Origin of the sequence: Enterobacter cloacae complex sp. ECL352 (genome assembly GCF_020149545.1) — a bacterium.
GTDB lineage: Bacteria > Pseudomonadota > Gammaproteobacteria > Enterobacterales > Enterobacteriaceae > Enterobacter > Enterobacter asburiae_B.
Genome location: NZ_CP083709.1, coordinates 2534069 through 2547192, shown reverse-complemented (window position 1 = coordinate 2547192; position 13124 = coordinate 2534069). Strand labels below are relative to the sequence as shown.

Here is a 13124-nt window from a genome sequence, read left to right as displayed (position 1 = left end):
CAGAGCGAGCACCCTGTCGCAATATATTAAGTCGTCGATAGAAACATGCATTGTCAGGACAATCAGCAGTCAAACAGTGTGAAATGCTACTGATGCCTTACAGCGCAAAAAGGCTGGTGACTAAAAAGTCACCAGCCATCAGCCTAATTACTCAGGCTGCAACCAGAAAAGTTGGCTTATTTAACTTCAACTTCAGCGCCAGCTTCTTCCAGAGATTTTTTCAGTGCTTCTGCGTCGTCTTTGCTCACGCCTTCTTTCAGCGCAGCTGGAGCAGATTCTACCAGGTCTTTAGCTTCTTTCAGACCCAGGCCAGTTGCGCCACGTACTGCTTTGATAACAGCAACTTTGTTAGCGCCAGCAGCTTTCAGAATTACGTCGAATTCAGTTTTTTCTTCAGCAGCTTCAGCCGGGCCCGCAGCTACAGCTACAGCAGCAGCAGCAGAAACACCGAATTTTTCTTCCATTGCAGAAATCAGTTCTACAACGTCCATTACGGACATAGCTGCAACTGCTTCAATGATTTGATCTTTAGTGATAGACATTTAAATTGTTCCTGAAAATCAGAATAAGTTTATACGTAAGCAAATGCTTTATAAAGATAACTGCGATTAAGCAGCTTCTTTCGCATCGCGAACAGCAGCCAGAGTGCGAACCAGTTTGCCAGCCGAAGCTTCTTTCATGGTTGCCATCAGGCGTGCAATTGCTTCTTCGTAGGTCGGCAGGGTTGCCAGGCGATCGATTTGCGATGCCGGGATCAACTCACCTTCAAAGGCTGCAGCTTTGACCTCAAATTTTGCATTCGCTTTCGCGAACTCTTTGAACAGACGAGCAGCAGCGCCCGGGTGTTCCATAGAGTATGCAATCAGGGTCGGACCAACAAACGTGTCTTTCAGGCACTCGAACTGAGTACCTTCAACTACGCGACGCAGCAAGGTGTTACGAACAACACGCATGTATACGCCAGCTTCACGACCTGCTTTACGCAGTTCAGTCATTTTGTCTACAGTAACGCCACGGGAATCCGCAACTACTGCAGACAGCGCGCCTTTGGCTACTTCGCTGACTTCAGCAACAATCGCTTGTTTGTCTTGAAGATTTAAAGCCATTAGCTTTGCTCCTGGATGTTTGCCGGAACTCATGTTCCGGAACTCACTTCACTCTCCCAAACGGAAAGAGCGTCTTAATACGGTGAGCAGAAACAAGCCAGAGTATCCAAAAATAATCTTAGCGTTCTGTCACCGTCTACGCAGGGGATTAAGTCTCTTGCGAAACACCTGCGGTCTTCGACGGAGGCCTGGATTAGGCCAGGCTCCAACGAACAAATCTTTTAGCCGCTAACTTTCGTTAGCAAACGTGGGGGTAAGATTGTAGACAAAATCACCGCCCACGTAAAGGCATTAGTTTGCAGCAGCGCTCAGGCCAGCCTGGTCAACTGCAACACCTGCACCCATGGTGGTGGAGATGCTAACTTTCTTGATGTACACGCCTTTCGCCTGAGTTGGTTTTGCTTTTTTCAGCGCAACCAGCAGAGCTTCCAGGTTTTCTTTCAGTTTGTCAGCGTCAAAGTCCACTTTACCGATGGTGGTGTGGATGATGCCGTTTTTGTCGTTACGATAACGAACCTGACCTGCTTTAGCGTTCTTAACCGCTTCAGCAACGTTAGGAGTTACAGTACCGACTTTCGGGTTAGGCATCAGGCCGCGTGGACCCAGAACCTGGCCCAGCTGGCCAACAACGCGCATTGCATCTGGAGAAGCAATAACAACGTCAAAGTTCATTTCGCCTTTCTTGATCTGATCAGCCAGATCTTCCATACCTACCAGTTCAGCGCCGGCAGCTTTAGCAGCTTCAGCGTTTGCACCCTGAGCAAATACAGCTACGCGAACGGAACGGCCAGTACCGTGTGGCAGTACAGTTGCGCCACGAACGTTCTGATCGGATTTACGCGCGTCGATGCCGAGGTTAACGGCAACGTCAACGCTTTCAACGAACTTAGCAGTTGCCAGTTCTTTCAGCAGAGCGATAGCTTCGTTGATGTCGTACTGTTTGGTCGCATCAACTTTGTCACGGATCACGGACATGCGCTTGGTCAGTTTAGCCATTTCTTAGTCCTCCACTACCAGGCCCATGGAACGTGCAGTACCTTCGATTGAGCGAGTCATCGCTTCAATGTCGGCACCAGTCATGTCGGCAGCTTTGGTCTGCGCGATTTCCTGCAGCTGAGCGCGGGAAATTTTACCCACTTTGTCTTTGTTCGGTTTACCGGAACCAGACTTGATACCAGCCGCTTTCTTCAGCAGAACAGCTGCTGGAGGGGTTTTGGTAACGAAAGTGAAAGAACGGTCAGCGTAAACAGTGATTACGACTGGGATTGGCAGACCTTTTTCCAGGGATTCGGTTTTGGCGTTGAACGCTTTACAGAATTCCATGATGTTCACACCCTGCTGACCCAGAGCTGGACCAACTGGTGGACTTGGGTTCGCCATACCAGCTGCAACCTGCAGCTTGACGTAGGCTTGTACTTTCTTAGCCATTGTAAAATCCTCTGATTGGGTGATAGCGCCTCAGGGAGGCTCCCCGTGAATAAAATTCGTTTTACGGGCCGGGCCCATAAAAACAAAAGGCGCGAAATTGTATTCCAATCTCGCGCCCTGTGCAACGATTAAATCGCCGCTTTTTTGATCGCTGCTTAGGCTTTTTCGACCTGCGCAAAGTCCAGTTCTACCGGGGTCGCACGACCGAAGATAGAAACAGAAACTTTCAGGCGGGACTTCTCGTAGTCCACTTCTTCAACCACACCGTTAAAGTCAGCAAACGGACCGTCGCTAACACGAACCATTTCACCCGGTTCAAACAGCGTTTTCGGACGCGGCTTATCACCCACCTGCTGCAGGCGGTTCATAATCGCATCAACTTCTTTGTCGCTGATTGGCGCCGGACGGTCAGACGTGCCGCCGATAAAGCCCATCACGCGCGGTACGCTGCGCACCAGGTGCCAGCTCGCGTCGTTCATCACCATCTGAACCAGCACGTAACCCGGGAAGAATTTACGCTCGCTTTTGCGACGTTGGCCGCCACGGATCTCAACCACTTCTTCGGTCGGAACCATAACTTCGCCAAATAACTCTTCCATGTTGTGTAATTTGATATGCTCACGCAGCGACGTTGCTACGCGGCCTTCAAAACCGGAAAACGCCTGAACGACGTACCAACGCTTTTTAGGGGCTTCAGACATCTTAGAACCTCAGGCCAGTAATAAAGGAAACCAGGCGAACCAGAATACCATCCAGTCCCCACAGGATCAGTGACATTACCGCAGTCACTGCAGCCACGATCAGCGTGGTGTGCAATGTTTCCTGGCGAGTCGGCCAAATGACCTTGCGGACTTCGGTACGTGCTTCGCGAGCGAAAGCAACGGTTGCTTTACCCTTAGTCGTCAACAGCGCGACACCGCCCGCTGCAGCAATCAGAATCACCACTGCCAGCGCGCGGAGCGGCAGCATCATGTCACGATAAAGATAGTTGCCAACGATTGCCACAATCAGCAGCACGGCAACAGCGACCCACTTCATCGCTTCCAGGCCGCGCCCGCTCCCTTGAGCTTCGGTATTCGCACTCATAAACCAACCTGTCAGAAGAATTCTACAAATAATTTCACCCCGCGATTGCGAGGCGAGCCAAATCGAAACGCTAATCCCTTTATGGATTATACGCTCTCTGCAGAGCCTGTCTCAGCAATGATTATGACAAAAATAATCACTGATGAGCCAGGTTCTGATGTGAAAGCGTGCAAAAAGGGCATCAAATGATGCCCTTTTCATGCGCATTGCGTCAAATGTTATCAGCGATTAGCCGAGAACTTTAGCAACCACGCCCGCGCCAACGGTACGGCCACCTTCACGGATTGCGAAACGCAGACCGTCGTCCATCGCGATTGGGTGGATCAGAGTCACAACCATCTTGATGTTGTCGCCTGGCATTACCATCTCAACGCCTTCTGGCAGTTCGATGGTACCGGTCACGTCAGTTGTACGGAAGTAGAACTGTGGACGGTAGCCTTTGAAGAACGGAGTATGACGGCCGCCTTCGTCTTTGGACAGGATGTACACTTCAGATTCGAACTTGGTGTGTGGCTTGATTGAGCCTGGCTTCGCCAGAACCTGACCACGTTCGATTTCTTCACGTTTGATACCACGCAGCAGAACACCAACGTTCTCACCAGCACGGCCTTCGTCCAGCAGTTTGCGGAACATTTCAACGCCAGTACAGGTAGACTTCGCAGTCTCTTTGATACCAACGATTTCAACTTCTTCACCAACTTTGATGATACCGCGCTCTACACGACCGGTAACAACGGTACCACGACCGGAGATGGAGAATACGTCTTCGATTGGCAGCAGGAATGGCTTGTCAATCGCACGCTCTGGTTCTGGGATGTAAGAATCCAGGAAGCCAGCCAGTTCGATGATTTTCGCTTCCCACTCTGCGTCGCCTTCCAGCGCTTTCAGAGCAGAACCACGAACGATTGGGGTATCGTCGCCCGGGAAATCGTACTGAGACAGCAGTTCACGAACTTCCATCTCTACCAGTTCCAGCAGCTCTTCGTCATCAACCATGTCGCATTTGTTCAGGAACACGATGATGAAAGGAACGCCTACCTGACGACCCAGCAGGATGTGCTCACGAGTCTGAGGCATTGGGCCGTCAGTCGCAGCAACAACCAGGATCGCGCCGTCCATCTGCGCAGCACCGGTGATCATGTTTTTAACATAGTCGGCGTGGCCTGGGCAGTCTACGTGTGCGTAGTGGCGAGTCGGGGTGTCGTACTCAACGTGAGAGGTGTTGATGGTGATACCACGAGCTTTTTCTTCTGGTGCGTTATCGATCTGGTCGAATGCACGAGCAGAACCACCGTAGGTTTTTGCCAGAACGGTAGTGATTGCAGCGGTCAGCGTTGTTTTACCATGGTCAACGTGGCCGATAGTACCGACGTTAACGTGCGGTTTTGTACGTTCAAACTTTTCTTTAGACATCGATTGTCCCTCTAAGACACGGATAAATCGGTGATATCACCACATCAACCAGGCGAAATGCCTGAATTGTTGAATACAGTAAAATTGAAACAGAGAGAAACGGGAAGGAGAAGTGAAGTGGTGCTGATACCCAGAGTCGAACTGGGGACCTCACCCTTACCAAGGGTGCGCTCTACCAACTGAGCCATATCAGCACGTATTGGAGCGGGCAGCGGGAATCGAACCCGCATCATCAGCTTGGAAGGCTGAGGTAATAGCCATTATACGATGCCCGCATCCTGAAACTCGGCTACCCAGTTCTTTCTGTAACAAAAAAAGAGATTTCTCTCTTTTTCAGTTTGAGCTGGCTAATTTTTCCAACCAGCTCCGGCGGCATTTACGCTGCCAGAAAGTGGTGGTGGGGGAAGGATTCGAACCTTCGAAGTCTGTGACGGCAGATTTACAGTCTGCTCCCTTTGGCCGCTCGGGAACCCCACCGGACTTGATGGTGCCGACTACCGGAATCGAACTGGTGACCTACTGATTACAAGTCAGTTGCTCTACCTACTGAGCTAAGTCGGCATCAAGTAGCGCGCATTCTATGGATACCTGCGCGGTCATGCAACTAAAAATTTGCATAAAACGTTCTTTCGCTCACATTTTATGCGAACAGCGTATCGGACGCTGTAAAAGTAGTCATTTGAGGTCAAATATTCAACATATCATCGTGATTTGCACCGTATTCACCGTAGCGTGACGGCTTCCGCGTAACGCAGCGCTTTCCATCTTTTTTCTTATTATTCCCGTCATCTGGTGTTAACCTCCTGCCCATTGTCCAAAATTAACTGTGTGATGAGCCACGATCCGGCAGTGTGATGCTGGCTCACTGAAGCATGCTTATGAGCAAAAAAGAGCAAACGTTAATGACGCCTTATCTTCACTTTAACCGCAGCCAGTGGGCTGCCCTGCGTGATTCCGTCCCTATGACGCTGACGGAAGGTGAAATCGCACGGTTAAAAGGGATAAACGAAGATCTGTCCCTGGAAGAGGTGGCAGAAATTTATCTCCCCCTCTCTCGCTTGCTTAACTTCTATATCAGCTCGAACCTGCGTCGTCAGGCCGTGCTGGAGCAGTTTCTCGGGACGAACGGTCAACGCATTCCTTATATCATTAGTATCGCAGGCAGCGTGGCCGTGGGTAAAAGTACCACCGCGCGCGTCCTGCAGGCGCTGTTAAGCCGCTGGCCGGAACACCGCAGCGTGGAGCTGATCACCACCGACGGCTTCCTGCACCCGAACGAGGTGTTAAAAGAACGTGGGCTAATGAAGAAGAAAGGTTTCCCGCTTTCTTATGATATGCACCGTCTGGTGAAATTTGTCTCTGACCTGAAATCCGGCGTGCCGCACGTGACTGCGCCAGTCTATTCGCACCTGATCTACGATCGCATCCCGGGTGGGGATAAAACCGTGGTCCAGCCGGACATCCTGATTCTGGAAGGTCTGAACGTGCTGCAAAGCGGGATGGACTATCCTCACGACCCGCATCACGTATTCGTCTCGGACTTCGTCGATTTCTCTATTTATGTCGATGCGCCGGAAGACCTGCTGCAAAACTGGTACATCAACCGCTTCCTGAAGTTCCGCGAGGGGGCGTTCACTGATCCGGATTCCTATTTCCACCACTATGCCCAGCTTTCTGAAGAAGAAGCGATCAACGTGGCCACAGGGCTGTGGAATGAGATCAACTACGTGAACCTCAAAGAGAACATCCTGCCGACGCGCGAGCGTGCAAGCCTGATCCTCACCAAGAGCGAGAAGCACGCCGTCGACCAGATTCGCCTGCGGAAATAATCAAGCAGACATAAAAAAAACCGGCTTAGCGCCGGTTTTTTTCGTTATGCCTGTGGCTTCTCGCCATTTTCATCCTGATCGACCGCGAAGCAGGCAACCAGCTGGCCGCCATAATCCTTCAGCTGCGGCTGGAGCTGGGTGCACGGACCGAAGCGGCGACTGCAGCGGGCGTTGAATGCACATCCCGGAGGCGGATTCAGCGGGCTTGGTAGTTCACCCGTCAGCTTAATACGCTCACGACGATCGTCCGGGTTCAGACGCGGCGTCGCAGACAGCAGCGCCTGGGTATACGGGTGACGAGGGTTATTAAAGATCTGGTCTTTAGTCCCCTTCTCCACGCAGCGCCCCAGGTACATCACCATCACTTCATCGGCAATATGCTCAACCACCGACAGGTCGTGGGAGATGAACACGTAAGAGAGCCCCAGCTCCTGCTGGAGATCCATCATCAGGTTCAGCACCTGCGCACGCACGGATACGTCGAGCGCGGAGACCGGCTCATCGGCAATCACCACGTCCGGATCGAGCATTAGCCCGCGGGCGATCGCAATACGCTGACGCTGGCCGCCGGAGAACATGTGCGGATAGCGATCGTAATGCTCGGTTTTGAGGCCGACCTTCGCCATCATCGCCAGCGCTTTTTCACGGCGCTGCTCTTTGCTCAGATTACTGTTGATCAGCAGCGGCTCTTCCAGAATCTGCCCCACTTTTTTACGCGGGTTCAAAGAACCGTACGGGTTCTGGAACACAATCTGGATTTTCTGGCGGCGCAGCTTCTGCGCCTGCGGATCGTGCTTGAGCAGATCCTGCCCCTGATAATAGAGCTCCCCGCCGGTCGGCACTTCAATCATCGTCAGCAGACGGCCCAGCGTGGATTTGCCGCAGCCTGACTCCCCCACCACCGCCAGCGTTTTACCGCGTTCGAGGTTAAAGGAGACGCCGTCCAGCGCTTTCACCAGGCGTTCAGGGGCAAACAGCCCCTTCTTCACCGGGTAGTATTTTTTTAGATCGATGGCCTGCAACAACGGTTGTTGCGTGGTGGCCTGTTGCGTACTCATAGTGTTGGCCTCCCGGCATCATCGAGTGGGTAGTGGCATTTCGACTGACGGCCGTCAGCAAGCTGGTTCAGCTCTGGCTCTTCTGCCCGGCATTTGTCCGTTGCATACGGGCAGCGCGGATTGAGCAGACAGCCCTGCGGACGGTCATATTTACCCGGTACCACACCCGGCAGCGATGCCAGACGCGCTTTGTCCTGAGCAAACTCCGGCAGCGCGCGTAAAAGCGCCTGGGTATACGGATGACGCGGCGCGCGGAAAATATCGTGTGAATTCCCGGTCTCGACCACCTGGCCGGCATACATCACGATGATTTTGTGCGCGGCTTCGGCCACCAACGCCAGATCGTGCGTAATCAGCACCAGCGCCATATTCTCTTTCTGCTGCAGCTCCAGCAGCAGTTCGATGATTTGCGCCTGAATGGTCACATCCAGCGCCGTCGTCGGTTCATCCGCAATCAGCAGTTTTGGTCGACAGGCAATCGCCATCGCGATCATCACGCGCTGGCTCATCCCACCGGAGAGCTGGTGCGGGTAAACGTCCAGACGTGATGCCGGGTCAGGAATCCCCACCTGGTTCAGCAGGTCGATCGCGCGCTGACGACGGGTTTTCTTATTCCCGCCCTGATGCACCTTAATCGCTTCCATAATCTGGAAACCAACGGTGTAGCAAGGGTTCAGGCTGGTCATGGGATCCTGGAAAATCATCGCCACTTCGGCGCCCACCAGCTGGCGGCGCTGTTTTTCAGAAATGCGCTTCAGATCCTGACCGTTGAACTGCAGGTTTTCCGCCATCACGCGGCCCGGGTAATCAATCAGCCCCATGATCGCCAGCGAGCTCACTGACTTACCGGAACCGGACTCCCCGACAATGCCAACCACTTCGCCCTGATTTACGCTGTAGCTGATGCGGTCCACGGCGCGAAACGGGGTGCCTTCGTCGCCGAAGTGCACCGATAATTTATCTACATTTAATAACGCCATCTCGTGCCTCTTACTGCTTCAGTTTGGGATCAAGCGCATCACGCAGGCCATCACCCATCAGGTTAAATGCCAGCACCGTCAGCAGAATTGCCAGACCCGGGAAGGTGACAACCCACCAGGCGCTTTGTGCGAACTGCAACACGTCGGAGAGCATGGTGCCCCACTCCGGTGTTGGCGGCTGCGCACCCATGCCCAGGAAGCCAAGAGCGGCCATATCAAGAATGGCGTTAGAGAAACCGAGCGACGCCTGAACAATCAGCGGCGCAAGGCAGTTTGGGAAGATATTCACGAACATCTGACGCATCGCACCGGCACCCGCCACGCGAGAGGCGGTGACGTAATCGCGGTTCACTTCCACCAGCACCGCCGCACGGGTTAAACGCACGTAGTGAGGGAGCGCCACGAAGGTCAACGCCAGCGCGGCATTGCCTATCGACGGGCCGAAGATCGCCACCAGCACCAGCGCCAGCAGCAGGCTTGGCAGCGCCAGCATGATGTCGACGATACGCATGATGATGTTATCAACGATGCCGCCGAAGTAACCGGCAACCAGGCCGAGTACAACGCCCATGATCAGCGACAGCACAACAACGAGACAGCCGACCAGCAGCGACAGGCGCGCGCCGTACATCAGACGCGACAGCACGTCGCGGCCCACGTCATCGGTACCCAGCAGGTGCGTCAGGCTACCACCATCCTGCCACGCAGGCGGCGCGAGCAGCGCATCGCGGAACTGGTCCGCCGGGTTATACGGTGCGAGGAAGTTCGCAAACACCGCAATCAGGATCATGATTACGACATACACCAGCCCTACCACCGCGCCTTTATTGCGCTTGAAGTAGTGCCAGAATTCCTGCAGCGGCGTCATAGGAACCGGTGCAGCGACCACTTTATTTTGAGTGACTTGTGACATGATGGTCCCTTACTTCTTATGACGAATACGCGGGTTCACCACGCCGTACAGCAAATCGACCAGCAGGTTGACGAGGATAATCATCGTCGCGACCAGCAGTACACCGCCCTGCACAACCGGATAGTCACGGCGTTGCAGCGCGTCAATCAGCCAGCGTCCAAGGCCCGGCCAGGAGAAGATGGTTTCGGTCAGGATCGCCCCCGCCAGCAACGTCCCCACCTGGAGACCGATAACGGTCACCACCGGCAGCATGGCATTACGCAGCGCATGGACGATGATGACGCGCATACGCGTCAGGCCCTTTGCGCGCGCGGTGCGGATATAATCCTCACCCAGCACTTCCAGCATCGATGAACGGGTCATTCGCACGATCACCGCCAGAGGAATGGTGCCCAGCACCATGGCAGGCAGGATCATGTGCGCCACGGCATCAATGAAGTTGCCCTCTTCGCCCCAGATAGCCGTATCGATCAGCATAAAGCCGGTGAGCGGGTTGGAGTCATCAAGGAAGACCATATCGCTGACGCGCCCGGAGACCGGTGTCAGGTTGAGCTGCACCGATACCAGCATGATCAGCATCATGCCCCACCAGAAGATAGGCATGGAGTAGCCGGTCAGCGCCAGGCCCACGGCGGTGTGGTCAAAAATAGAGCCACGCTTGACGGCAGCCAGTACCCCAACAGGAATACCCACCGCAGTGGCGAAAATCATGGCGCAGACGCCAAGCTCCAGCGTCGCTTTAAAACGCGGCACGAACTCGTCCCACACCGGAAGACGGCTTTTCAGCGAAATCCCTAAATCACCGTGCAACACGCCCCAGATATAGTGGAGGTACTGCTGCCACATCGGCTTATCGAGACCGAGTTCCGCCAGCAGCTGTGCATGGCGCTCAGGGGAAATACCACGCTCGCCCGCCATAATCATTACCGGGTCGCCGGGGATCATATGGACGAAGGCAAAAGTGAGAAGGGTGATACCGATAAACGTGGGGATAACAAGTCCCAGACGTCGGAGGATGAACTGCAACATAACCCGGATTCTCTCTGATGACGCACGACCAGTGGCGTGACGTCTGTATTGCTCACAAATGTAAATTCCCTCTCCTGGCGGGAGAGGGTTAGGGTGAAGGGCGTGCATGCATCCCCTCACCCCTGCCCTCTCCCAGAGGGAGAGGGAGAACACCCTACTTATTATTCAACAGATACGTTTTCGAAGTGGTGTTTGCCCAGTGGATCAACCACGTAGCCCTTCACTTCTTTACGCACTGGCTCGTACACGGTGGAGTGAGCAACAATCAGCGCCGGAGCCTGATCGTGCATAACAACCTGAGCCTGCTTGTACAGTTCAATACGTTTGTTGTGATCGTCGGTCGCACGCGCCGGCTGGATCAGGTCTTCAAACGGCTTGTAGCACCAGCGAGAGTAGTTAGAACCGTCTTTCGCCGCCGCGCAGCTGAACAGGGTGGCGAAGAAGTTGTCCGGATCCCCGTTATCACCGGTCCAGCCCATCATTACCGCCTGGTGCTCACCCGCTTTGGCGCGCTTCAGGTACTCGCCCCACTCGTAGGTCACAATCTTGGCCTGAACGCCAACCTTAGCCCAGTCAGCCTGAACCATTTCCGCCATACGGCGTGCGTTCGGGTTGTATGGACGCTGAACAGGCATCGCCCACAGCTCAACGGTAAAGCCTTTATCCTGGCCCGCTTCTTTCAGCAGCGCTTTCGCTTTCTCAGGATCGTAGCTGTAGTCTTTAACGTCGTCGTTATAGCCCCACATGGTTGGTGGGATTAGGTTTTTGGCAGCAACGCCCGCGCCCTGGTAAACGGCTTTGATGATCGCTTCTTTGTTCACCGCGTAGGTCAGCGCCTGACGCACTTTCACGTCATCAAACGGTTTTTTCTCGGTGTTGAAGGAGAGATAGCCCACGTTCAGGCCAGCCTGCTCCAGCAGGTTGATGTTCTTGTCCTGCTTCATGCGGGCGATGTCAGCCGGGTTCGGGTACGGCATTACCTGGCATTCGTTTTTCTGCAGTTTTGCATAACGCACTGACGCATCAGGCGTGATGGAGAAGACCAGACGGTCGATCTGCGGCTTGGTGCCCCAATAGCCTTCGAACGCTTTATACAGAATGCGGGAGTCTTTCTGGTACTGCAGCAGCTGGAATGGACCGGTACCGATTGGGTTCAGGTCGACTTTCTCCGGCGTACCGGCTTTCAGCATGTTGTCCGCGTACTCTTTGGACAGAATTGAAGCGAAGTCCATGGCCAGGTCAGCCAGGAATGGCGCTTCCGGACGCGTCAGCACGAACTGAACCGTTTTATCGTCCACTTTTTTCACTTCAGCAATCAGGTCAGGCAGACCCATCCCTTCGAAGTATTCATAGCTGCCGCCAGACACTTTGTGGTACGGGTTCTGAGCGTTTTTCTGACGGTCGAAGGAGAACACAACGTCGTCGGCGTTAAAGTCGCGCGTTGGTTTGAATTCTTTGCTGTCCTGCCACTTCACGCCCTGGCGCAGGTGGAAGGTATAGGTTTTACCGTCTTCGCTGACGTCCCACTTCTCGGCCAGACCCGGAATCACTTCCGTGGTACCGGTTTTGAATTCAACCAGACGGTTATAGATCGGTACAGAGCTTGCGTCGTAAGTCGTACCAGAGGTAAAGAGCTGTGGGTTAAAGCCTTCCGGCGAGCCTTCAGAACAGTAAACCAGGGTTTTTGCCTGTACGCTTGCTGCCACGGTCATAGCCACCAGGCTCAGACCAAGCTTCAGCATCCCTGACTTCTTCAAGGAAATACTCATTATTCTGCTCCAATGTGATGTTTTGCTTTGTTGTGTTACGCCGCCAGACCTTTATTTATTTTTTACCCGGTCCGGTCGGTGATGCCCGAAGGCTTTAAAGGGATGGAGAATCCTTTCAGAAGAGCGTTTGAGTTGCAGCGCAGATCGTCCCTGAAATGCCCCTCATGCCCTACAATCTGTCAACAGAATGTGAAAACGTCAATACAGGTGACGGGGATTTACGCTGAGTGTGAGAAACCGCAAACAAAGATTAAAAAAACTATGCATGCCAGTTTTCAGCAGGGAAATTTATGCTACTCGCTATCTTGCAGCACAAGTCTCTTCATATTTCGCAACAATCAGTGATTAACTTTTATTCAGAATGGGTAAATTTTCTTGCAGAATGGTGATTATCTGAGCACTAAATACCGCGAACGTTAAAACGCACAGCGAAAAATGCTGAGGTTATCCATAAGCAACGCGAAAAAAGATCAATCTATATATAAAAAAATACAATGGATTATGTCACAAAAT

Annotated in this window: 13 protein-coding genes and 4 tRNA genes; 1 reads left to right on the top strand and 16 read right to left on the bottom strand. The window is 53.3% G+C overall.

What is annotated here, in order from left to right:
* Positions 1-176: 176 nt before the first annotated feature.
* The 11 genes from rplL to LBF07_RS12380 all read right to left on the bottom strand — a co-directional run bounded on the left by rplL (position 177) and on the right by LBF07_RS12380 (position 5594).
* On the bottom strand, positions 177-542 hold the full coding sequence (gene rplL / locus LBF07_RS12430) for a 50S ribosomal protein L7/L12 (RefSeq protein ID WP_006176746.1): 366 nt from the start codon (positions 540-542) through the stop codon (positions 177-179).
* Between the two features lie 66 nt (positions 543-608).
* Positions 609-1106: a 50S ribosomal protein L10 gene (rplJ, locus tag LBF07_RS12425; RefSeq protein ID WP_001207203.1), complete on the bottom strand. Its 498-nt coding sequence runs from the start codon at positions 1104-1106 to the stop codon at positions 609-611.
* Positions 1107-1397: 291 nt separating this feature from the next.
* Positions 1398-2102 carry a 50S ribosomal protein L1 gene (rplA, locus tag LBF07_RS12420; RefSeq protein ID WP_006810530.1) on the bottom strand — a complete coding sequence of 235 codons (705 nt, stop codon included), beginning with the start codon at positions 2100-2102 and terminating at the stop codon, positions 1398-1400.
* A 3-nt stretch (positions 2103-2105) separates the two neighbouring features.
* On the bottom strand, positions 2106-2534 hold the full coding sequence (gene rplK, locus LBF07_RS12415; protein ID WP_008503452.1) for a 50S ribosomal protein L11: 429 nt from the start codon (positions 2532-2534) through the stop codon (positions 2106-2108).
* Between the two features lie 155 nt (positions 2535-2689).
* The gene (gene nusG / locus LBF07_RS12410; RefSeq protein ID WP_002438628.1) at positions 2690-3235 is read right to left on the bottom strand and encodes a transcription termination/antitermination protein NusG; all 546 of its coding nucleotides are present in this window, start codon (positions 3233-3235) and stop codon (positions 2690-2692) included.
* Position 3236: 1 nt separating this feature from the next.
* A complete protein-coding gene (gene secE / locus LBF07_RS12405) occupies positions 3237-3620 on the bottom strand; it encodes a preprotein translocase subunit SecE (protein ID WP_014068449.1) in 384 nt (127 codons plus the stop codon).
* A 228-nt stretch (positions 3621-3848) separates the two neighbouring features.
* Positions 3849-5033 carry an elongation factor Tu gene (gene tuf / locus LBF07_RS12400; protein ID WP_023309456.1) on the bottom strand — a complete coding sequence of 395 codons (1185 nt, stop codon included), beginning with the start codon at positions 5031-5033 and terminating at the stop codon, positions 3849-3851.
* Positions 5034-5151: 118 nt separating this feature from the next.
* Positions 5152-5227 (bottom strand) — tRNA-Thr (locus LBF07_RS12395).
* Between the two features lie 6 nt (positions 5228-5233).
* A tRNA-Gly gene (locus tag LBF07_RS12390) sits at positions 5234-5308 on the bottom strand.
* A gap of 117 nt (positions 5309-5425) precedes the next feature.
* Positions 5426-5510: transfer RNA gene (locus LBF07_RS12385), tRNA-Tyr, on the bottom strand.
* Between the two features lie 8 nt (positions 5511-5518).
* Positions 5519-5594: transfer RNA gene (locus LBF07_RS12380), tRNA-Thr, on the bottom strand.
* 317 nt (positions 5595-5911) lie between these two features.
* Between LBF07_RS12380 and coaA the strand changes: the two genes are divergently transcribed.
* Positions 5912-6862: a type I pantothenate kinase gene (gene coaA, locus LBF07_RS12375; RefSeq protein ID WP_021242480.1), complete on the top strand. Its 951-nt coding sequence runs from the start codon at positions 5912-5914 to the stop codon at positions 6860-6862.
* A gap of 44 nt (positions 6863-6906) precedes the next feature.
* Here coaA and dppF read toward each other — a convergent pair whose 3' ends face one another.
* From dppF to dppA, 5 genes are all read right to left on the bottom strand, one after another.
* Complete coding sequence (dppF, locus tag LBF07_RS12370; RefSeq protein ID WP_023309965.1) at positions 6907-7920, bottom strand: dipeptide ABC transporter ATP-binding subunit DppF; 1014 nt, start codon at positions 7918-7920, stop codon at positions 6907-6909.
* Positions 7917-8900, bottom strand: a complete 984-nt coding sequence (dppD, locus tag LBF07_RS12365) for a dipeptide ABC transporter ATP-binding protein (RefSeq protein WP_008502772.1) — start codon at positions 8898-8900, stop codon at positions 7917-7919. Before dppD ends, dppF begins: the two co-directional genes overlap by 4 nt.
* A gap of 10 nt (positions 8901-8910) precedes the next feature.
* Positions 8911-9813 carry a dipeptide ABC transporter permease DppC gene (dppC, locus tag LBF07_RS12360; protein ID WP_029742039.1) on the bottom strand — a complete coding sequence of 301 codons (903 nt, stop codon included), beginning with the start codon at positions 9811-9813 and terminating at the stop codon, positions 8911-8913.
* Positions 9814-9822: 9 nt separating this feature from the next.
* Complete coding sequence (gene dppB / locus LBF07_RS12355) at positions 9823-10842, bottom strand: dipeptide ABC transporter permease DppB (RefSeq protein ID WP_023334097.1); 1020 nt, start codon at positions 10840-10842, stop codon at positions 9823-9825.
* 161 nt (positions 10843-11003) lie between these two features.
* On the bottom strand, positions 11004-12611 hold the full coding sequence (gene dppA, locus LBF07_RS12350) for a dipeptide ABC transporter periplasmic-binding protein DppA (RefSeq protein ID WP_094935112.1): 1608 nt from the start codon (positions 12609-12611) through the stop codon (positions 11004-11006).
* Between the last annotated feature and the right edge of the window lie 513 nt (positions 12612-13124).